The sequence below is a fragment of the Cyclobacteriaceae bacterium genome, from assembly GCA_025808415.1.
Lineage (GTDB): Bacteria > Bacteroidota > Bacteroidia > Cytophagales > Cyclobacteriaceae > UBA2336.
This window is the reverse complement of sequence record CP075525.1, coordinates 1978203-1999155: the sequence shown is the minus strand read 5'-3', so window position 1 is coordinate 1999155 and position 20953 is coordinate 1978203. Positions and strand designations below refer to the sequence as shown.

The window sequence follows — 20953 nt, the reverse complement described above, 5'->3', positions numbered from 1 at the left end:
TGCAGAAAATTGTAATTTCTATGCGCATATTCTACCTATCCAGCCTGTTTGTACTTTTAATTCTTAGTGCTTGCTCATCGGGAAAAAAAGCCTACCAGCGAGGTGATTATTACGATGCCGTAATGCAAGCCATTGGCCGGTTGCGCCAAAATCCTGATCACGCCAAGTCAAAGGAAACTTTGCGCAACAGCTACCCTGCGGCAGTGGATTGGCTGGAAACGGATGCCAAAAATCAAATCGCCTCCAATTCAAATACCAAATGGCAAAGCGCCCTTAATTCTTATGGCCGGATCAACAACATGTATGAAGCAATCCGCCAATCACCCGGAGCCTTGAAGGTGATTCCTAACCCTAAAAACTTCTACACCGAGATTGGTCCCCTGAAAGAAAAAGCAGCCGAAGAACTTTATCAGGCGGGCATTGCCTCGCTCATGAAAGGAACACGCGAAGAATCCAAACGGGCTTACTTCCAATTTAGTGAAGCCAACCAATACGTTCCGGGATATAAAGATGTAGTGGAGTATCTTGATAAATCAAAATTCGAGGCTACTACTTTTGTAGTGGTTGAGCAAGTGGCCGTACCTACCCGGTACAACCTTAGCGGAGGATTCTTTCAGGATAAGGTAGAAGAATTTCTTAACCGGAATTATCCCGAGCGGGGCTTTGTACAATTCTTTACACCTCAGGCTGCACAAAGTATGCGGCTGGCACGCACCGATCAGATTATGCGTCTCCAATTTGATGATTTCAGTGTCGGTAATACAACAGTTCGCGAACGCGAGGAAACCGTAAAAAAGGATAGCGTAAAAGTAGGTGAAGCAAAAGTTGACGGGAAAACCGTGCCCGTATACAACACGGTAACGGCTAAGCTTGTCACGGTACGAAAGGAAGTCATATCCGAGGGTTTGTTGAGCATGATCATTGTTGATGCAAGATCCGGTAGTGTCTTAACGCATCGCAAATTTCCAGGACGTTACGAATGGTTTACCACCTGGGGGCGCTTCAATGGCGATGAGCGTGCACTTTCACAGGCGCAAATCGATTTGTGCAAGCGAAGGGAAATCCAACCCCCCGATCCGCAATCCCTGTTCCTTTCTTTCGCCAGCCCTATCTATGATCAGTTAATTCCATCAATTCGCTCATTCTACCAAAATTATTAGGAACCATTACCTACTTTGAATGTGGGAGACACTTGAGTATGTAAGCCGGCAGACAAAACTGCCGGATTGTAAAACCATTTTACGCTTGTTCGGGTTTACTGTACCATGAGAAACGCATTGTTGTATATTTCCTTTGCGCTGTGGGGCGTTTCGTGCGCCCAGCAAAATGAAAAAAATAAACCAGAAAATATGAAAGGCGAATTAGCCGTGGCCACCTTTGGCAGCGGATGTTTTTGGTGTACCGAAGCCGTATTTCAGCGGGTAAAAGGCGTTGAGAAAGTTGTTTCGGGCTACTCGGGTGGCAACGTTAAAAACCCAACGTATCGCGAGGTTACTTCCGGCCTGACCGGCCATGCAGAAGTTACCCAAATCACCTTCGACCCAACCACGATTTCGTTTGAAGAATTATTGGAAATCTTCTGGGGAACGCATGACCCTACCACCCTTAACCGCCAGGGTGCAGATGTGGGAACACAATACCGCTCAGCAATCTTTTACCATAATGACGAACAAAAAAGACTTTCAGAGCTTTATAAAAAGAAATTGGATGCCTCAGGTGCATTCCCAAATCCAATTGTTACGGAGATAAGCCCCTATACGGCATTTTATCCGGCTGAAGATTACCACCAAAATTATTACAACCTTAATGGCAATGCCCCGTATTGCTCGTACGTTATACAGCCTAAGCTTGAAAAATTTAAAAAAGTTTTTCAGGATAAACTTAAACAGAATTAGAACCATCCACACAAAAATTTTCCCGACAACTAAAAATTATTGTAACCTTTGACTTAACAAATCGTTAAAACCTGTGAGTAGAGTAATTCTTCTCATAGGTTTAGGTTTAGGTAAACAAAAAAGTCCCGGGGCGCGGGACTTTTTTGCTTTTAAGAGGTTTTTAAAAATTCACTAATGTTATTTTAATTTTCACGCCTCTACTGAAATTTCCATAATACGAAGTATTTCTCCAGCCCGTCCTTTTACCGGAGAGAAATATGACCGGATGTTTACCGCGTCTCCCTTTCTGCTCAGCCGCTTAAATACTCCTTTGCGGGCTTTACCTGCTTCAAGATCGCGCCAAAACTGACGGTACTCCTCGCTATTCTTTTCTTCCTTGCTAACAAATATCCGGTGGTGCTCCCCTACAACTTCGTTTTGTGAATACCCAAGGATGGATAGATAATTTGTGTTGATCTTGACCAATTTTCCTTCCACGTCATATTCGGCCATGGCCAGGGAAGTATTCAGGGCTTGCATAGTACCTTCCGTTTCAGATTGGTTGCGCTGCATCTCTTCCTGGGTGGCCTGCAATTCTTCCATATTCTGGCGCATCTCTTCTTCCTGCGCGCGCATTTGCTCAGTCATCTCCTGCGATTCCTCCAACAAACGCTGGGTACGGGCATTGATCTTCACCGATGAAATTGTTGAAGCAATGCTCTCTGCAATTTTCTGCACAAACTCCATTTCATAATCAGCAAAGGTGTTGAACGATGCAATCTCCACGACCCCAAAAATCTGTTCGTTCACTTTTAATGGAACAATAAGGATAGCGGTGGGGTTGGCATCACCTAAGCCCGAAGAAATCTTAATGTAATTCTGAGGAACTTCAGTTAAATACACCGTATCACCCTCCTGCCAGGCCTGACCAGCCAGTCCTTCACCTTTGTGGATTTTATGATCGATAAATTTCTTTTTATCCCAGGCATAACATGCCTTCATGGACATAGTAGGCTCATCGCCAGACTCATCATCCATTATATAGAGGGCACCTTGATTTGATTTGAGGTATTTAACCAGGTTGGATATGATCTCGTCCGCAAGTTTCTCCAGGTCGTTGGTATTGGTGCGCAATATCTCCCCAAATTTAGCCAGTCCTTCCGTTGCCCAGTTTCTTTTGGCATCATCCTCCGCTACACGCGCAAGGTTGTTGCGCATGTTAATTAGGGCATTGCCCAACACATCATGCTCACTTAAAGGTTTAAAATCCGAGCTGTAGTTACCCTTACCGATATTCTCAGCAAAGTGCGTGGTAGCCTTAAGGCCGTTTACAAGGTTATCCATGGCGGTGGCCATCTCGCCAATTTCATCGTTGCTGAATTTGGTTTGCTTGTCTTCCACCAATTCACCTTTTCCAAGTTTTACCACCACATCTTTCAGGAAGTTAACCGGCCGTGTTATGGCCCGCATCAATAAATAAGCGCTAACCAATCCTAATAAAATGGTTATACCCGCCAGGATAAGGGTGATGTTCCGCAAATTCTTTGAAGAGTTAATCAGTTCTGCATCGGAAATAGTATTGATTGTTGTCTGTGCGTGGGCCAATCCTTTCAGGTCCACCAATATCTCCTCTAACTGTGGGTTAATTGTACTTTCCAAAACATCTTCAGCCAATAACTTGGTAATTCCGTCTTCATAGCTTTCAAACGAAATCAATTGAGAGGTAATTTGATCTTCAGCATAACGCTGCACGCGTTCAAAACTGGCAAAAACCGTGTCTACCAAAACTTTTTGGCTGTCGATTTCCCAGGTGTTCTTTAATGCTTCAATACGCTCCTTCAGGGCAGGGTATTCGTGGCTTACCAATAACTTCAGGGCATTTTTATTTTCATCGTTGGTTTGCAGGTACACCCAACTGGTAATCAGTTTCTGATACCGCTCAACGGTTAACACAAACTCGTTGATGGCATCTTTTGAAGGCCGTACGACTTCTGCCGATTTACTCACCACGTTATCAATTTGGTTACCGGTTAGGAAAATGATGGTGGCATTGATGACAAACAATACCATGACGGCCAGGAAACCTGCCAGTATTTTATTACCTATTGTGAGCCGAAACCGAAAGCGTCTTTTTTTGTTTTTCATAGGATCGAGAATTCTGCTAAAAAATTACTCATAAAACATACCGGCAATGTACGGAGTTTATGGATTCAGCACAGGCCGGAAATGCCCAAAGGCGAGCAAAAATAGAACTATTCCCGATGCTGTAAATCTCAAAATTTCCCAATTTTCTGACATCTGCGCTCTATTTCCACAACTTGTCAATTTTTGTGAATCCGCTAACTCCTTTTGCACCCTAAAACCTGCTATCTTTCCCTGAAACGTATACTTTATGTGTCGCCTAATGGCTTATAAAGGCACGCCAATCCTGCTGGATGAGCTGCTGTACAAACCCAACAATTCCCTCATCAATCAAAGCATCAATGCCAAAGAACTGGAAGAACCCTTGAACGGTGACGGTTTTGGTATTGGCTGGTACACACCGGCCATAAGCGCAGAACCTGCCACGTTTGTTTCGTTGAACCCTGCCTGGAGCAACCGCAACCTGCGCAACATGGCACCTAAAATCCAGTCCAATTGCATGGTAGCCCATGTACGGGCAGCAAGTGTTGGGGAAGTATCGGAGGCCAACTGCCACCCGTTTCAATACCATGAATTATTAATGGCGCATAATGGTGGTGTTGAGCATTTTTCAAAAATTAAACGCGACTTGCGGGCTGGGCTAACCGATTCGTTGTATAACTGGATAAAAGGGCAAACCGATTCTGAACATCTTTTTGCCACCTTGGTGAACAGGCTTTTGACCGAACACAAAACCGTTACGGCCGAATCAGTAACAGAGGCTTTTGAATATACTTTTCAACGCCTTAAAAGCCTGATGATGAAGCACGGCATTACCGAAGAAGCTTATTTAAACATGGTAGTAACCAACGGGCACTTTATTGTTGCTACACGTTACGTTACGGATGATAAGGAAGAACCGTTAACCCTTTACCATTCCGAAGGTAGCCGATATGTTGTAGAGGATGGTATTACACGAATGGAGGCCCCTAAAGATGACGATGAAGCTGTGCTGATCGTTTCGGAAAAACTAACCGATGGAGATCATTGGACGCTTATCCCAAAAAATCATTTCGTTATTGTTGAAGAAAACCTGAACGTTCGGGTAAAGCCTATCAAAGCTTAAACCTGCTTTGAAGGCAGGGCTATCTTCTTTAGTTTCGCTGGAAATTTATTACTGTGAAGTACGATGTAATTATTGTTGGTGGTGGTATTGTTGGCCTGGCCACAGCTTATCAACTGATAAAAAATAATCAGTCGATAAAAATTATTGTGTTGGAGAAGGAAACTTCGCTTGCACGGCACCAAACCGGCAATAACAGCGGGGTAATCCATTCCGGGCTATACTACAAACCCGGTAGCCTGAAAGCCACTAATTGCATACATGGCTACAACCTGCTGGTAAACTTTTGCAAAGAAAACAGCATACCCTTTGAATTGTGCGGAAAGATTGTGGTGGCAACAGAAAATGACCAGGTGCCTTTATTGAATAACCTGTTTCAACGTGGCCGGCAAAACGGCCTTAAAAATCTTGCGTTGCTCAACCCTGAAGAACTAAAAGAACGCGAGCCCCATGTTCACGGTGTAGCCGGGATATTCGTTCCTCAAACCGGTATTGTGGATTATCTTGTTGTGGCTGAGAAACTGGGTGAGTTGATCCGCAAAGCAGGTGGAGAAATTAAACTGAGTGAAAAGGTATTGGAAATTCGTGCTGAGGCATCGCATGTTCATGTTGAAAGTGAAAGAAAATCATACCAGGGAAAATTGCTGATTAATTGTGCGGGACTGTACTCGGATAAAGTGGCCCGCATGACCTCAAAGGTTAACCTGAAAATCATCCCCTTTCGTGGAGAATATTACAAACTGGTAAAAGAGAAGGAATACCTTGTTAAAAACCTGATCTACCCCGTTCCCGATCCAAATTTTCCATTTCTGGGTGTTCACTTTACGCGCATGATGCGTGGAGGTGTAGAAGCAGGACCAAACGCAGTGCTTGCCTTCAGGCGTGAAGGGTATAAAAAATCACAAATCCATTTGGGTGAGTTGGCCGAATCATTGGCCTGGCCGGGATTCCAAAAGGTGGCCTTTAAATATTGGCGTACCGGTCTTGGTGAAATGTACCGTTCATTCTCCAAATCTGCATTTACCAGGGCCCTTCAAAAATTGATTCCGGAAATACAGGAAAACGATTTAGCGGATGGCGGAGCTGGTGTTCGTGCACAGGCTTGCGATCGAAACGGTGGCTTGGTGGATGATTTTATGATACTGGAGGAAAGGCAAGTAATCAATGTTTGTAATGCACCCTCTCCGGCCGCCACTTCATCACTTGCCATTGGCGAAACCATTGCTACGTTAGCTTTCAAGAAAATTGAAGGATAGATATTGCTATTCTTCCCAACCGTTGCGGATAACCGGTTTGAAAATCCTGCAGACGATGCCCGCCTGGACACCCCAGATTTCAATGGTGTTATAGTATTTTTGATAGACCGCCCCAACGGAAAGATTTCCGTGCAGGACTCCAGCGCGAAACACCTGATGTTGGTATTGAACGCTGAATTCGCGTCTTGGGTTTGCCCCAGTGCTCCAGTCTTTTGAAAAGCGATACTCAAACCCGATTGTTTTGCTTTGATCAGGTGCATGGGCTGCCAGGTAAAAAGCAGACTCATTAAAAGATCGTTTGGCCTCAAAAGCCTCGGTCATAACACCCGTACCTGCCCGCAGGGTTATAAACCTGCTGGTAATAAGGTTCAGTTGTAAAATCTGCCAATCGTTAGTACGTATATGCTTAAAACCTTCAATGTCCTCTTCAATCAAATAGTTCATACGAAAATCTGTTGAGAACAAGCCCCAGTTGCCACGTATGCGTGGCCACAACACATAATAACTTGATGGCTTAATAGCCCCTTGCAGCATCACATCCAATGAAACCATAGCGGGATACCTCGCACGGTCATCACGGAGTTTGAACCCTTGCCACTGTGCAACGCCACTAAAAAGAAAATCAACCATGAAAAAGCTGCCACCACCAAAGCCAACATCATTTCCGCCAGAGCCCCCAGACGAACGAGAAGAACGCTCAGTATTGCTCTTAGAAGCGGATTTAATATCATCAACTTGCGCATAAGCCGACAGCGAAAGGGTTAGTATTATACTGAAGATTAGGGCTTTCATGGGGTTAGGGTTTAGGCTTTGAAAGCAATTAGTTTGCCATGTTAGCCTTTATCGCGGGTAACCGAAGCTTCAATCTCCACCAAATACTCCGGAGAAATCAGTGCCTTCACTTCAACCATTGTGGTGGCAGGCTTGATGGAATGAAAAAACTCGCGGTGGGCACGTCCAACTTCTTCCCACCGCGAAATATCAGTAACAAAAATCCGGGTGCGCACCACATCATTCAGCGTAAAGCCCGCCTCTATAATAACCCTTTCAATTTTTTGAAGGATAAACCGGGTTTGCTCGTACAGGTTATCTTTACCAACCAGCAAACCATTTTCATTTACCGCAACCGTTCCGGTTACCTCCAGTTGATTACCCACCAATACTGCACGTGAATAACCAACAATATCCTCCCATTTGGCACCGGTAGAAAAATTCTTTCTCATAGCGTTTTGTATTTTTGGTTCGTGAACAAGTTAACACCAGAAGAACTAACACGCTATAGCCGGCACCTAGTTTTGAAAGATTTTGGAAAAGAAAATCAAGAAAAACTAAAACAGTCGTCTGTACTGGTAATTGGAGCCGGAGGATTAGGCTGCCCAGCCTTACTCTACCTGGCCGCAGCCGGTGTTGGAAAAATCGGAATAGTGGATTTTGATAATGTCCAGGAATCAAACCTTCAGCGCCAGGTGCTCTTTACTGTCGAAAACATCGGCTATAATAAAGCACGGTCAGCCAAATACCATCTTGAAAAACTAAATCCGTTTGCAGAGGTCGTTGCTTATACCGAAAAGCTCACCTCCAAAAACGCCCTTGAAATTATTACGCACTACGATATTGTATTGGACGGCTCCGATAATTTCCCCACACGTTACCTGGTAAACGATGCTTGTGTGCTCACCAATAAGCCCTTGGTGTATGGATCGATTCTGCAATACGAGGGGCAACTTAGTGTTTTTAATGTTCAGGTTAGTCATGGTATGTTTTCGGCAAATTATCGCGACTTGTTTCCTGAACCGCCACAACCCTATGAAGTACCAAACTGCGAACAAGCCGGGGTATTGGGCGTGCTGCCCGGCACAATAGGAAGCCTAATGGCCAATGAAACCATCAAATTAATAACCAATATTGGTGAAACGCTTATTAACAAATTATTTCTTTTTGACAGCCTAACGCTGGACAGGCAATTCATAAACATACCAAACCGAAATACCCGCACCAAAATAAAAACATTGGTTGATTATGATGATTTTTGTGGATTAAATCAGCAGAAAAACAAATCTTTGGGCATGAAAGAAGTTACCGTACAAGAGCTTAAAGCCTTACTCGACTCGCAGGCTGATTTTCAATTGATTGATGTGCGTGAATTGTATGAATTCGAGCAAGCTAATATTGGCGGTGAACATATTCCGATGGCAGACGTACCGCATAATATTGACCGCATTCAAACCTCCAAGCAGGTAGTTATACACTGCCGAAGTGGCGGAAGAAGCGGAAATATCATTCAATGGCTTGAAAAGAATCATGGCTTCAAAAATCTCTATAACCTTAAAGGGGGTATTCTTGCCTGGGCAAAAGAGATTGACCCCTTGCTAGATGTTTCTTGATTTTTCGAAGTCCTTTAAAACTTTTTTGTAGGCCATAAAAGGCTTCCGACAATCATGGCAAATAAACTAACCATAACGGCCGGCACTAGTGACGGAATGTCTACTGGATAATATTCAAAATATATCCACGCGGCCATCCCCAGCATCATCGCCAGCACAGCACCAACAGAACTGCTCCGTTTCCAATACATGCCCGCAGCCATAGGAATGAATAGCGAAACAAGGCTTAAAATTGAAGCCCCACCAACCAACTCATAAATATTCGACTTTAAACAGGCCATAGCTGTAGCGATTACACTGACTGCAATAAGTGTCAACCTGGTTATCATTAAAAAATGTAAGTCAGTTGGCTTGTTTTTCATCATAGGTTTCAGGATGTTCTCCGTAACCACCGCAGCCGGGGCCAACATGGCAGAACTGGTGGTACTCATGATCGCAGAAAGCAAAGACCCAAAAAATAGAATCTGAACGGGCATAGCTGCATGCTGCAACACCATTGAAGGAAGGGTGAGCTGCGTATCACCATCAAGGCTTTCCGGATAAAGGAATTGGATACAAAGACTAATGAACAAGGGTAGCATGGCCACAGTAAGGTATAAACCTGCTGCATAATAACATGATCGCACGGCAACGGAAGCTGATCCTGATGACATGGAGCGCTGAAAAACATCTTGCGAAGGGATGGAACCGAGCCCTAAAACCGACCACGCAGCCAAATACGAAACAACTGAAACCGTGTTCGGCTCGGGAAAAAATTTAAAGGTTGATACAGGAGCAGATTGAATTACGTTTAATACCCCACCTGCTTTTGACGATAGTATATAAGCTAGCACACCAAGCCCTACAACAATAATAATGCTTTGAATAAAATCAGTTATGGATATAGCCCACATGCCCCCGATGAACGTGTATGCGGTAACCACAATGGAGCTTGCTACAATACCTTGCCAAACCGGAAGGCCTGCTACCACATTTAAAATCAAACCCAACGCTACCAATTGCGCTGCGATGTAACCAAAGTAAGAGGGTACCATAAAAATACTGGACACAAATTCAGTCTTTCTGTCAAACCGGTAGCGAAAGTAATCGCAAAGCGTAAGCAAGTTCATGGCATAGAGCTTACGGGCGAAAAACATTCCAAACAAAACCAGGCAAAGCGCTGCGCCAAAAGGATCCTCTATAACAGAAAATAATCCGCCTTTCAAAAATTCCGATGACGCTCCGAAGATCGTTTCGGAGCCAAACCAGGTAGCAAACAACGCAGAAGTACTCAGCACGATAGGCAAGCTTCTTCCCGCCAGCATAAAATCATTTGAGGTTTTTACCTTTTGTGCAGCCCAAATGCTGATCAGCACGGTGCCAATGAGGTAAAGGATTATTGAGGCAATTAGCAACTCCCGTAAGCAGGTTAAATTTCTGCTAAGATTACCTTTTTCCGGTTAAGTGTAAAGTAGTATAGATGTGGCTGCCTTGTTTACAAAAACGAAAAACCCCCGGAGTCCTTGACCCCAGGGGTTAATCTTGTCTATAGTTGGCTTTAATCTGTAACAAACATAAGGGAAGCTCATAAACCAACAATCGCGTAATCGTCAATCGGTTTAATGAAGGGATAAGGATGCCGAAAAGCAGGACAAGTTGAATCGAATGGTCTAAAAAATGAAAATCCCCGACATGTTCACGACAAGGGGGATTTTCAAAGTCTACAGTTGGCTTTAATCGATTGTAAAATTAAAAGAAAAAATTAAAAAAGCAACCCGGGTTTAAGTTTTAACCCCTATTTAATATCTGTGGTATCATTCTTAACGGAATCCGGTTTTATGAATTCCTGCTCAATTCGTTCTTTTAGCTGGGGTTTGGCCCCCGGAAAGGTGGTTCGCGTGGCTATATCGTAACTGGCATAAAATAGCAACGCAAAAAAAACAATTGCAAAACCAAGGAATATCTTCTTATTCCGCGTCATAAGGACTGTGAAACAATAATAAAGGGGCTTTCGCCCCTTATGTTTTGGTTTATTTAACCTTCTTAACCACGGCATCAAACGCTTCGCGGTGGTTCATGGCCAGGTCGGCCAATACCTTCCTGTTCAGGTTAATTCCGGCTATTTTCAATTTACCCATAAATTGAGAATACGATAACCCGTGTTCGCGAACACCGGCATTGATACGGGTGATCCAGATGGCACGGTATTCTCTTTTCTTGGATTTACGGTCGCGGTAGGCATATACGAGACCTTTTTCTACGGCATTCTTAGCTACAGTCCAAACATTTTTCTTTCTGCCAAAGAAACCTTTGGCGAGTTTCAGGATGCGCTTACGTTTAGCGCGGGATGCAACATTGTTGACTGATCTTGGCATTTTACTTTACATTTTTGGTTGGTGGCGAACCTTCTGTTTCAAGATTGCTTAGGCGCCAAAAACCGGGTTAAACATGTTGTCCCGAACTTTTCGGGACTAAACCGATTATGAATACGAAAACTTATACTGCGTAAGGAAGCATGAATTTCACGTTCTTCATGTCTTCGGCACGCACTACAGCTTTGTTACTTAATCTTCTCTTTTGCTTGGTTTCCTTCTTAGTAAGGATGTGGTTTTTGAACGCACGCTTACGCTTAACTTTACCGGTTCCGGTAATCTTAAAACGCTTCTTTGCGCCCGATTTGGTTTTTACTTTAGGCATTGTATCGAATAGTTTAAATCAAACTTTTATTTTCCTTTACCCTTAGGTTGAACCAACAGCGACATCCGCTTTCCTTCCAACTTGGGCATTTGTTCTACTTTACCGTGTTCCTCAAGGCCTTGGGCAAATTTTAGCAGCAAAATTTCGCCACGCTCCTTGTAAACAATTGTGCGGCCGGGGAAAAATACCGTAGCCTTAACTTTCGACCCTTCTTTTAAAAAGTTAACCGCGTGGTTCAACTTAAATTTAAAATCGTGGTCATCGGTATTAGGGCCAAAGCGGATTTCCTTTACTACCACTTTTATGGCCTTGGCCTTTATTTCCTTTTGCTTCTTCTTTTGCTCGTACTTAAACTTTGAGTAGTCGGTAACCTTACAAACAGGCGGGTCAGCATTAGGTGATATTTCTACCAAATCCAAACCCTGCTCTTGGGCTATTTTTAATGCCTCTTTAACAGGATAAACATCAATTCGTACATTTTCGCCTACTAACCTCACCCTGGGTGCGGTAATCCTTTCATTAATGCGGTAGGGCTCTTCTGGTCTGCTTGGCCCCCTGCGAAAGGGTCTGTTTGTCTGGTTTATAATACTTCCTCTGGTTTAAATTCTACAACATTTTTTGCTCAATGAGCCTATTTTATTTAAAAATAGGCTGCAAATATCGCCATATTATTCAGAAATCAAAACTTGGCGATCAGTTCTCAGGTGCTGCCGCTGAAGCCTTAAACTCCTCTACAAACTGGCCAAAAGGGATAGTACCGGCATCGCCCCTTCCATGGATGCGAACGGCTACTTTCTGTTCGGCTGCTTCTTTCTCACCAACGATCAGCATGTAGGGTATCTTTTTAACTTCAGCATCGCGGATTTTCCTGCCGATTTTTTCGTCACGGTCATCCAAAAAACCCCTGATATCCAAAGCCTTAAGGGTATTGAATACACTCGCTGCGTAATCATTGAACCGCTCGGATATGGGCAATACGGCAACCTGATCGGGCGAAAGCCATAAGGGGAAATTACCGCCACAATGTTCAATCAAAACAGCGACAAAGCGTTCAAGCGAGCCAAAAGGAGCCCGGTGGATCATTACGGGCCGGTGACGTTGATTATCCGAACCCACGTACTCAAGTTCAAAACGCTGGGGTAATTGATAATCAACCTGAATGGTACCCAACTGCCAGCTACGCCCCAAAGCATCTTTGACCATGAAATCAAGCTTTGGGCCATAAAATGCTGCTTCACCTTTGACCGCTACTGTTTTTAATCCCCGCTCATCGGCTGCTTCCTGTATTTCACGTTCGGCCCTGTCCCATAAGGCATCTTCGCCAATGTACTTTTGCTTATTTCCCGGATCGCGGAGGGAAACCTGTGCGGTATAGTTCTCGAACCCAAGCGATTTAAAAACATGAAGCACCAGGTCGATCACTTTGATGAACTCTTCTTTAACCTGGTCGGGCCGGCAAAAAATATGGGCATCGTCCTGAGTAAAACCCCTTACCCGGGTAAGCCCATGCAACTCACCACTTTGTTCATACCGGTAAACAGTACCAAATTCGGCCAACCGGATGGGAAGATCTTTGTAGGATCGCGGCCTGGAATTGTAAATCTCGCAGTGGTGCGGGCAATTCATAGGCTTGAGCAAAAACTCCTCCCCTTCATCTGGTGTATGAATGGGCTGGAATGAGTCTTTACCATACTTTTCATAGTGCCCCGATGTAACATACAGGTTTTTGCTTCCGATATGAGGGGTAACTACCGGATCGTAACCGGCCTTTACCTGTGCCCTGCGCATGAACTGTTCAAGCCGCTCACGAAGGATAGTACCCTTTGGCAACCACAGCGGCAACCCCATACCCACTTTCTCTGAAAATGTAAATAATTCCAATTCCTTACCCAGCTTTCGGTGGTCACGCTTTTTCGCTTCCTCCAAAAGATGCAGGTACTCTTCCAGTTCTTTTTGTTTTGGAAATGTTATACCATAGATGCGGGTAAGCATCTTATTCTTCTCATTACCACGCCAATATGCACCGGCAACGTTTAACAACTTGATGGCTTTAATGAAACCCGTATGCGGGATATGAGGTCCTCTGCATAAATCGGTGAAGTTGCCTTGCTCATAAAAAGTAATGGTTCCATCCGCCAGTTCGTTTATCAACTCCAGTTTATACGGATCATTCTTTTTGGTAAAAAAATCCAATGCCTCTGCCTTGCTCACCGCTCTCCTACTGAAAACACTTTCCTTCTTTGCCAGTTCCTTCATTTTCACTTCAAGTGCTGCAAGGTTATCATCGCCAAAAGCCTCACCGCCCAGATCAACGTCATAATAAAATCCGTTTTCAATGGGTGGGCCGATGCCGAATTTTACCCCCGGATGGAGCGCTTCAAGTGCCTCGGCCATCAGGTGGGCCGATGAATGCCAGAAAGCATATTTGCCACCGCTGTCACTCCACGTCAGAATTTTTACGGATGAATCTTTATCGATTTCTTTTGACAGGTCACGGATTTCTCCGTCAACTTCAATGGCCAGGGCATTCCGAGCCAACCCCTCACTAATGCTCTTTGCAACATCAATGCCTTTAATACCTGATGGAAACTCACGAACGCTCCCATCGGGCAAACTAATTTTGATAGTCATGTTTTGCTTTTAAAAACCTGCGCAAATATAAGGAAAGGCCAACCACTACAGTTTAAACTGAGCGGTAAACAATACCCCAAATTTACGGGCACGGTCGTTTTCCAAATAGGTAAGTCGGTGTACAAAATCAACCCGGATAAACCGAAAAATATTCTCAACACCATACCCCAGTTCAACGTAAGGTCTGTTGAAACTAAGGTTATTATTGCCTGCAGGAAAGGGCAAGGGTTCACTCAGGGTAAGGTTATCGGGTTGTAAATCACCGTAAATCACATTGGCCAGCCCGGTCAACCTCCATTTTAATTTTCGCATTACCGGAATCCTGTTCAGGATGAATCCTTCAAAATTCTGCCGGTATTGCATGGACACAAAACGATCGCTAAAAAACTCCCCAAAGTTCATCAGGCTGTAAATGACATCGGTATAAAATGGTGTTTCATTACCGATGTGAAAAGCCAGGAGCGGGTAAGGCAATACTCCATTGATGTATTCACCGGTTAGCGTTACCCTGCCAGACCCCAATGGTCCCATGGGTAACTTTTTCAAAACTGAGAACCGATACTTATCGTATTCAAAGTCGCTTCCGCCAACTCCCTTAAGTCCACGTGTATAACGTAGCGTTAGGATTGGCCACTTTTGGGCACCAAGGCTTACCCGTTCATTATCGTATTGGATAAACATTTCATCGCGTGCAAAACGGGATTCTATAATAACCTCAGCCGTCTGAAAATTCTGCTGTAACGATGATATATCGCCCGGGTTAGCATAGTACGCAAAATCAAATACAGGTTTAAAGGTGGTGTAGCGGACAGCCATGCGTTGTGAATAACCTTTAACAACCTCGCGCTGAAAATTAAAACGTGTTTCATCGAAGTAGTAGCCCCTCCGATAAATACCAAAACGTGTGGCAGCCAAAAAAAGATAATTGTCTGCCAGGTTTTCATCATCAATACCCACCCTGCCCAAATCACTGCGGGCGCGCACGCTTACGGTAGTCCATCTTTTACGATCAAGAATATGTTGGGCAAATGCCGAATACTTTATCGCTTCATCATTAAAGCCATATGCCAACTGCCCTCCAAAAACCCATTTCTTGCTAAAAAGATAATTGGTCCTAAAACCGGTTTGAACGCGAACGCCCTCAATATTGTTGAAGGCCATCAAGCTCAGGTAAGGCCCTATATCAATCTTGCCAACTTTTTTATAACCATTAACCAAAATTTTGGCGATATCAATGTACGTTCTGACAACCGGAATATTCTGAAGGGTGTCGATCATTCGGTAAACATTCTTTTCGGTTTCCGTTAACGGGTCGTGTCGTAGGTTGTTCCAGTGGTCTTCATCATGTTGGTTCAGTATATAGCCTTCATCCAACAAAATTTGCTTCTCGTAAAACTTTGGCTCTTTGGGTTTATTTACCACAATATTTTTATTAGATGAATAAAACTTAGCCAATAAACCCGCCCACTGATCGCGCACTTCGCCTACATCTACCAGCATTCGGTTTTTCACCGGTAACCATGCCCCGCCCTCCGTTTTACTGAGCTCTTGCTGTATGCGTATTTTCTCAATAAAGTTAAGGTTGGCCTGCTTGCCAATCGTTGCTTCAATCTGTTTCACAGCAAATTCAGCTTTGGTAATCCACATTGTGCCGGTAAAGGCAAGTGCTTGCGGGCTTTTTGGGAAGAAGTCAATACGGTAGCAATAATCATCACCGATATACAGGCTATCCATCAAATCATATTCATAATACAGTTTCCAGCCATCGGCTATGGGCGACACAAAATCCTTATCAAGAATGTTAAGCCAATTTTTATAGAAGTTATATTCCTGAAAAGAGGCCCCGACCAATTGTGCCATTAATGATCCATCTTCAAAACCCACCCCGCTTATTTTTGTCTCTTTTATGTTCTCAAACTTTAATTCGGGATTTGTGCGGTAGTAATATTTTGAAATACTTTCGGAAATGAATATCGGAAGCACAGGCTTGCCATCTTCACCGGCAATGCGTTCAATACTATCCAACACCTGGGTGATTCGTGATATGATCTTTTTTTGCCTGAACTTTTCAGTGATGTTATCAACGTCAATCTCAATTTTAGTATACGAATCGAACTCGTAAGCGCTGAGGGTACGTTTGTCGTTTACGCCTTTTTGTTCAACGACCTTCCGAAGGATAGGGAATGCAGGATTTTCACCTGAAAGAATAACAATATCGCGCAATCGAGTAACTTCTTCTTCCAGCTGAAAGTTAACCGTTTGAGAAATTCCTTTCTTTACAGCTTTTGATCGACTCCTGTAGCCGATGTAACTGGCCACCAGTGAGTCGGTGGGTGAATTGGTGTGCAGCAAATAATTTCCATCGAAATCGGTTGTGGTGCCAATGCTGGTTCCTTTGAACACAACATTAACAAATGGAATTGGATCACCGGTAAGCACATCCGTTATCTTTCCCTTAACAACAGTTTCCTGGGCGTGGGCAGCAGTCAGGATTAAGGCAAAAGCCAATATACACGACAAATACTTATGGAAATGCACAATTATACTGTACACACGTAGCGATTGACCTCAAAAATAATGAATTAAACTGTGCGATAGCATGATGAGTTGCGTCAGGAAGTAATATTAATTTCTTCCTTTTCGCCCAAATGCTGGGGATTGGTTTTTAACACATATAAATCAAGCACGGCCTTGGCCCTGGCAAAATATTCGCGAATCCTTACTTTTAATGCTGACTCAAGTTCAGGTTCTTGTGCGCCCATAGCAATAGCGTCAATACCATAATAATCGCTGATGAACAACGCCCGGTAACTATGAAACGATTGCGTAATAATTAAAATCTTTTCCTGCCCAAAAATTTCCTTACTGCGCACCACTGAATCAAGCGTTCGCAAACCGGCATAGTCGAGGGTGATAGCCGATGACGGCACACCCCGGGTCACTAAAGCCCTGCGCATGGCTACGGGTTCATTGTAATATTTCGTGCGGTTATCGCCACTTACTATGAAATGATCGATTTTTCCGAGCTTATATAGCTCTGCAGCCCGATCCATCCGATGATCGAAAAAGGGATTGGCACCGCCTCCAACAAGTTTATGGCTGGTGCCCAATACCAAAGCTACCCGGTGATCCATTACCTGGTCTGCGTTATCAAATACCCGGGTTTCCGTGCTTTTGACAACCCATACGTTAGCGGCTACGAACACCAAGATTACTGCTGTACTTGCCCCAAAGAGCACACGCTTTACCCACTTCATTTTTGAGAGGAATTAAAACCAACCGGGCACAAGTTACGGATTTGTACGCAGAAACTCTTTTTCGATTATTTCTGATCGTTTTACCATCTTCCTGTACCAGGCAAGCCGTAGCTGGTCTTTTTCTTCAACGCTTAACCCAAACGTCTCTTGCCCCATCTTCAACTTAGCGATGGCCGAACTCAGGCAGATGGCAACGCTGGCCGATATATTCAAACTTTCTGTAAAACCGTACATAGGAATGCGAACCCGGTGATCGGCACTGGCTAAAGCATATGGCGAAAGACCTTCCAACTCATTCCCGAAAATAAAAGCAACTTTTCCGCTGCAGGGATCAACATCATAAACCGACATATTATCCTCTGCCGGGTCAGTAGCATACAACGTATACCCGCGCTCTTTCAAGGCTGCAAAACAGGCTTCGGTGTTGTTTATTCCTTTGCGTTTGTAGCGGATAAGATTCTCCCATTTGTATGAACCCTTTAAAACGTATTTGTTCACTTCATACCTTGTGGTATTCTCTATAATGTGGATATCCTGTATGCCCATACATTCACACGTGCGCACGGCAGCACTGGCATTCTGCGATTGAAAAATATCCTCCAGCACAACCGTTACCTGGCGGGTGCGTTCTGCAAGTACCTTTTCAAGTACAGATTTTTTGTGCCCTGAAATGTAGTGGGCAAAATGTTCCAACAGCAATTGTTCCTGCCGTGACAAAGGCATAATCAACTAAATAAAGCGCCTGCTATGGTAGCGGTCATCATAGTGGCCAAAGATGCGGCCATAAGGGCGCGTAAACCCAACCGCGACAAATCGGCCTGGCGGTTGGGTGCCATGCTGCCGATGCCACCAATTTGTATGGCAATAGAACTGAAGTTAGCAAACCCACAAAGGGCATAGGTTGAAATGATTACGGATTTGTCGCTCAACACGCTCATTGATTTCATTTCGGCAAGCCCCAGGTATGCAACAAATTCATTAATTACCAATTTCTGTCCAAGTAGGCTGCCCACATGAATCGTTTCGGACCAATCTACCCCCATTATAAAAGCAAAAACCCTAAACACCTGGCCAAAAATATATTGTAAAGAAAAACCGTTAAACGATCCATTCGTGGTGGTTTGCACCCAAGTGTTTAACCCTGTCCACACACCAAAACCATCAACCAAAATCCAGTTAATGGCATAAATAATGGCAATAAATGCCAACAACATGCCGCCAATATTTAGCGCCAGTTTAACCCCTTCGGAAGCACCTGTTGCAAAAGCATCAATTACATTAACACCGATGGAATCTTTGCTTACGTTCAACTGCCGGTCAATTTTTTCAGGCTCATTTTCGGGGAGGAAAATTTTTGCCATAACAATGGCAGCAGGGGCATTCATAATTGAGGCTGATAATAAATACGTAGCAAACTTGCCATACTCTTGCGGGTTTCCGCCTCCTAAAAAAGTTATATAAGCACCCATTACACTTCCCGCAATGGTAGCCATTCCGCCAGTCATTAAACAATGTAATTCAGATTGCGTCATCCGGGCAATGAACGGGCGGACTAACAATGGTGCTTCTGTTTGCCCGAGGAAGATATTACCGGCCGCTGATAAACTCTCGGCCCCGGAAAGCCGCATGGTCTTGGTCATGATCCAGGCAAAGCCATAGACAATTTTTTGAAGCACACCAAGGTAATACAACCCGGCCGTAACCGAGGAGAAAAAAATTACCATGGGCAGTGCCTGGAAGGCAAACAAAAAGCCAAGGCCGTGGCGCGTACCTTCCTGGCTGTCACTGTTAAAAGCTAGATCACCGAATAAAAATTGTGCGCCCTTACCGGCAAAACTGAGGAACGTAACAAAACCATTGCCCAATGCGCTAAAGCCTTGTTGCACGATGGGTACCTTAGAAATAAGCAGGGCAATTACCACCTGGAGCACAACCCCTGACGCCACCAGCTTCCAATCGACTTTTTTTCGGTAAAGAGAAAAGGCAAAAGCAATGGCGATGATCACACCAATGCCAATCAATCCGCGCAGGTAATCCATTTCGTAATCGGGTTAAGGATTAATTCCGTTTGCTCAACTCATCGCGGATTTTGGCAGCCCGCTCGTAATCTTCTTTATCAATGGCCTCCTTCAGGATTTCATTAAGCTTGTCTACGGAATAGTTTTTAAGGTCTTCGGCCTTTCGTGATACAGGATCTTTTCTAACCTTGGCCTTTTGTTCAACCTTGGGCTCCTCTTCGTCCTGCTCATCGGTAAGTACTATGCCGGCCTCCGCCAGAATGTTTTCGTAAGTAAAAATAGGCGAATCGAAACGAAGACCTATAGCAATTGCATCCGAAGGTCGGGCATCAATTTCAGAGCGTTTCAAACCATCGGAACACACAATCTTGGCAAAGAAAACCCCTTCTTTCAGATCAGAGATAATAATTTCTTCAACGGTAAAATGGAAGTTATTGGCAAACGACTTAAACAAGTCGTGCGTCATAGGCCTGTTAGGAATAATCTTTTCTATTTCAATGGCGATGGCCTGTGCCTCGAACATTCCGATGATGATGGGCAAGCGCCTGTTACCTTCTGTCTCACCCAACACCAGGGCAAACGATCCCGATTGGGATTGGCTTGACGAGAGACCGAGTATTTCCAGTTTGATTTTCTTCACAACTATTTGGCTGCTTTAATCGCTTCGTTCAATTTAGGTAAAATATCGAAAGCATCAGCAACAATACCATAATCGGCAGCTTTAAAGAATGGTGCCTCGGCATCTTTGTTTATAACCACAATGCATTTTGATGAATTTACTCCCGCCAGGTGTTGAATAGCGCCTGAGATACCAACCGCTATATATAACTGAGGGGCTACTTTTACACCGGTTTGCCCCACGTGCTCATGGTGTGGTCTCCAGCCCATATCCGATACCGGCTTGCTACACCCGGTTGCGGCACCAAGGGTTTTGGCCAGTTCTTCAATACCTCCCCAATGTTCAGGGCCTTTCATGCCACGCCCGCCAGAGACAACAATGTTGGCTTCGGGAAGCAGCACCTCACCGGTTGCTTTTTCGGAAGAAGTAATTTTAGTAGAAAAGTCGGCATCGGATAGTGAAACCGTGTAGGGAGTTACCGAAACCGGGCTTCCAACTTCTTTCAACTCAGCCGCGTTCTTTTTTATACCGATTACCTTTTTTGGTTTTGTAAGTTCCACCTGGGCAAAAGCTTTGCCGGTATAAATGCTGCGCTTTACCACAAAACCTGAAGCCAGGTTTGGAAGCTCCACTACATTGGATGCCAGGCTGGCGCCAAGTTTGGCTGCTACCCTTGCGCCCACCGGTGTGCCCAATGACGAGTCGGCCAGCACCAGAACATCTGCGTTCTCATCCTGAAATGCTTTTGCAATAACGGTGGCATACGCCTGAATTACACCTTGATTAAGTTTATCATCAGCCGCGTGGAGTACTTTAGTGGCGCCATATTTTCCAAGGCTTTCAAGTTCGGCACTTTCCGCACTTCCCAAGGCCAATGCCGTAACCGAACCACCCATAGCCATAGCATGAGCAAACGCAACCGCTTCCAGCGAGTTCTTTTTTACTTTACCTTCCGCACTTTCAACAAATACCAGTATATTCATATTTAAAGGTT

The 20953-nt window shown here is 44.3% G+C and carries 20 protein-coding genes; 5 read left to right on the top strand and 15 right to left on the bottom strand.

Annotated features, from left to right (window positions below; genetic code table 11):
• Positions 1–20 precede the first annotated feature (20 nt).
• Together KIT51_09335 and msrA are read left to right on the top strand one after the other, a co-directional pair.
• Complete coding sequence (locus KIT51_09335) at positions 21–1160, top strand: hypothetical protein (protein UYN88425.1); 1140 nt, start codon at positions 21–23, stop codon at positions 1158–1160.
• 105 nt (positions 1161–1265) lie between these two features.
• Positions 1266–1895 carry a peptide-methionine (S)-S-oxide reductase MsrA gene (gene msrA, locus KIT51_09330; GenBank protein UYN88424.1) on the top strand — a complete coding sequence of 210 codons (630 nt, stop codon included), beginning with the start codon at positions 1266–1268 and terminating at the stop codon, positions 1893–1895.
• 189 nt (positions 1896–2084) lie between these two features.
• Here the strand turns inward: msrA and KIT51_09325 are convergent, their stop codons facing one another.
• A complete protein-coding gene (locus tag KIT51_09325; protein ID UYN88423.1) occupies positions 2085–4019 on the bottom strand; it encodes a GAF domain-containing protein in 1935 nt (644 codons plus the stop codon).
• Positions 4020–4266: 247 nt separating this feature from the next.
• On the opposite strand from KIT51_09325, the gene KIT51_09320 reads away from it, so the two are divergent.
• Together KIT51_09320 and lhgO are read left to right on the top strand one after the other, a co-directional pair.
• A complete protein-coding gene (locus tag KIT51_09320) occupies positions 4267–5121 on the top strand; it encodes a class II glutamine amidotransferase (protein ID UYN88422.1) in 855 nt (284 codons plus the stop codon).
• 53 nt (positions 5122–5174) lie between these two features.
• Positions 5175–6374: an L-2-hydroxyglutarate oxidase gene (gene lhgO, locus KIT51_09315; GenBank protein UYN88421.1), complete on the top strand. Its 1200-nt coding sequence runs from the start codon at positions 5175–5177 to the stop codon at positions 6372–6374.
• Positions 6375–6380: 6 nt separating this feature from the next.
• On the opposite strand, the gene KIT51_09310 is transcribed toward lhgO, so the two are convergent.
• Together KIT51_09310 and KIT51_09305 are read right to left on the bottom strand one after the other, a co-directional pair.
• Positions 6381–7166 carry a hypothetical protein gene (locus KIT51_09310; protein UYN88420.1) on the bottom strand — a complete coding sequence of 262 codons (786 nt, stop codon included), beginning with the start codon at positions 7164–7166 and terminating at the stop codon, positions 6381–6383.
• 41 nt (positions 7167–7207) lie between these two features.
• Positions 7208–7597 carry a RidA family protein gene (locus KIT51_09305; GenBank protein ID UYN88419.1) on the bottom strand — a complete coding sequence of 130 codons (390 nt, stop codon included), beginning with the start codon at positions 7595–7597 and terminating at the stop codon, positions 7208–7210.
• Positions 7598–7618: 21 nt separating this feature from the next.
• On the opposite strand from KIT51_09305, the gene moeB reads away from it, so the two are divergent.
• A complete protein-coding gene (gene moeB / locus KIT51_09300) occupies positions 7619–8758 on the top strand; it encodes a molybdopterin-synthase adenylyltransferase MoeB (protein ID UYN88418.1) in 1140 nt (379 codons plus the stop codon).
• Between the two features lie 14 nt (positions 8759–8772).
• Here the strand turns inward: moeB and KIT51_09295 are convergent, their stop codons facing one another.
• From KIT51_09295 to KIT51_09240, 12 genes are all read right to left on the bottom strand, one after another.
• Complete coding sequence (locus tag KIT51_09295) at positions 8773–10152, bottom strand: sodium:solute symporter family protein (protein ID UYN88417.1); 1380 nt, start codon at positions 10150–10152, stop codon at positions 8773–8775.
• Between the two features lie 380 nt (positions 10153–10532).
• Positions 10533–10718 (bottom strand): hypothetical protein, encoded by a 186-nt coding sequence (locus KIT51_09290; GenBank protein UYN88416.1) that lies wholly within the window; start codon positions 10716–10718, stop codon positions 10533–10535.
• Positions 10719–10767: 49 nt separating this feature from the next.
• On the bottom strand, positions 10768–11112 hold the full coding sequence (gene rplT / locus KIT51_09285) for a 50S ribosomal protein L20 (GenBank protein UYN88415.1): 345 nt from the start codon (positions 11110–11112) through the stop codon (positions 10768–10770).
• Between the two features lie 121 nt (positions 11113–11233).
• The gene (rpmI, locus tag KIT51_09280) at positions 11234–11434 is read right to left on the bottom strand and encodes a 50S ribosomal protein L35 (GenBank protein ID UYN88414.1); all 201 of its coding nucleotides are present in this window, start codon (positions 11432–11434) and stop codon (positions 11234–11236) included.
• 26 nt (positions 11435–11460) lie between these two features.
• Positions 11461–11958, bottom strand: a complete 498-nt coding sequence (gene infC / locus KIT51_09275; protein UYN88545.1) for a translation initiation factor IF-3 — start codon at positions 11956–11958, stop codon at positions 11461–11463.
• 169 nt (positions 11959–12127) lie between these two features.
• Complete coding sequence (gene thrS / locus KIT51_09270) at positions 12128–14065, bottom strand: threonine--tRNA ligase (protein ID UYN88413.1); 1938 nt, start codon at positions 14063–14065, stop codon at positions 12128–12130.
• A 45-nt stretch (positions 14066–14110) separates the two neighbouring features.
• Entirely contained in the window at positions 14111–16555 is a 2445-nt protein-coding gene (locus KIT51_09265) for a carboxypeptidase-like regulatory domain-containing protein (GenBank protein ID UYN88544.1), read from the bottom strand.
• 122 nt (positions 16556–16677) lie between these two features.
• Entirely contained in the window at positions 16678–17322 is a 645-nt protein-coding gene (locus KIT51_09260) for a YdcF family protein (protein UYN88412.1), read from the bottom strand.
• Positions 17323–17355: 33 nt separating this feature from the next.
• Positions 17356–18045 carry an RNA methyltransferase gene (locus KIT51_09255; GenBank protein UYN88411.1) on the bottom strand — a complete coding sequence of 230 codons (690 nt, stop codon included), beginning with the start codon at positions 18043–18045 and terminating at the stop codon, positions 17356–17358.
• 2 nt (positions 18046–18047) lie between these two features.
• Positions 18048–19361, bottom strand: coding sequence for a NupC/NupG family nucleoside CNT transporter (locus KIT51_09250; protein UYN88410.1), 1314 nt, complete (start codon positions 19359–19361; stop codon positions 18048–18050).
• A 19-nt stretch (positions 19362–19380) separates the two neighbouring features.
• Positions 19381–19980: a bifunctional nuclease family protein gene (locus KIT51_09245; GenBank protein UYN88409.1), complete on the bottom strand. Its 600-nt coding sequence runs from the start codon at positions 19978–19980 to the stop codon at positions 19381–19383.
• Between the two features lie 2 nt (positions 19981–19982).
• Positions 19983–20942, bottom strand: a complete 960-nt coding sequence (locus KIT51_09240; protein UYN88408.1) for an electron transfer flavoprotein subunit alpha/FixB family protein — start codon at positions 20940–20942, stop codon at positions 19983–19985.
• Positions 20943–20953: the final 11 nt, after the last annotated feature.

Excerpts from the sequence above, each read along its gene's own strand:
- msrA (UYN88424.1), top strand. The coding sequence starts at position 1,266 with ATGAGAAACGCATTGTTGTATATTTCCTTTGCGCTGTGGGGCGTTTCG.
- KIT51_09305 (UYN88419.1), bottom strand. The coding sequence starts at position 7,597 with ATGAGAAAGAATTTTTCTACCGGTGCCAAATGGGAGGATATTGTTGGT.
- KIT51_09250 (UYN88410.1), bottom strand. The coding sequence starts at position 19,361 with ATGGATTACCTGCGCGGATTGATTGGCATTGGTGTGATCATCGCCATT.
- KIT51_09290 (UYN88416.1), bottom strand. The coding sequence starts at position 10,718 with ATGACGCGGAATAAGAAGATATTCCTTGGTTTTGCAATTGTTTTTTTT.
- KIT51_09325 (UYN88423.1), bottom strand. The coding sequence starts at position 4,019 with ATGAAAAACAAAAAAAGACGCTTTCGGTTTCGGCTCACAATAGGTAAT.
- rpmI (UYN88414.1), bottom strand. The coding sequence starts at position 11,434 with ATGCCTAAAGTAAAAACCAAATCGGGCGCAAAGAAGCGTTTTAAGATT.
- KIT51_09310 (UYN88420.1), bottom strand. The coding sequence starts at position 7,166 with ATGAAAGCCCTAATCTTCAGTATAATACTAACCCTTTCGCTGTCGGCT.
- KIT51_09335 (UYN88425.1), top strand. The coding sequence starts at position 21 with ATGCGCATATTCTACCTATCCAGCCTGTTTGTACTTTTAATTCTTAGT.
- KIT51_09260 (UYN88412.1), bottom strand. The coding sequence starts at position 17,322 with ATGAAGTGGGTAAAGCGTGTGCTCTTTGGGGCAAGTACAGCAGTAATC.
- KIT51_09240 (UYN88408.1), bottom strand. The coding sequence starts at position 20,942 with ATGAATATACTGGTATTTGTTGAAAGTGCGGAAGGTAAAGTAAAAAAG.
- rplT (UYN88415.1), bottom strand. The coding sequence starts at position 11,112 with ATGCCAAGATCAGTCAACAATGTTGCATCCCGCGCTAAACGTAAGCGC.
- KIT51_09320 (UYN88422.1), top strand. The coding sequence starts at position 4,267 with ATGTGTCGCCTAATGGCTTATAAAGGCACGCCAATCCTGCTGGATGAG.
- thrS (UYN88413.1), bottom strand. The coding sequence starts at position 14,065 with ATGACTATCAAAATTAGTTTGCCCGATGGGAGCGTTCGTGAGTTTCCA.
- KIT51_09255 (UYN88411.1), bottom strand. The coding sequence starts at position 18,045 with ATGCCTTTGTCACGGCAGGAACAATTGCTGTTGGAACATTTTGCCCAC.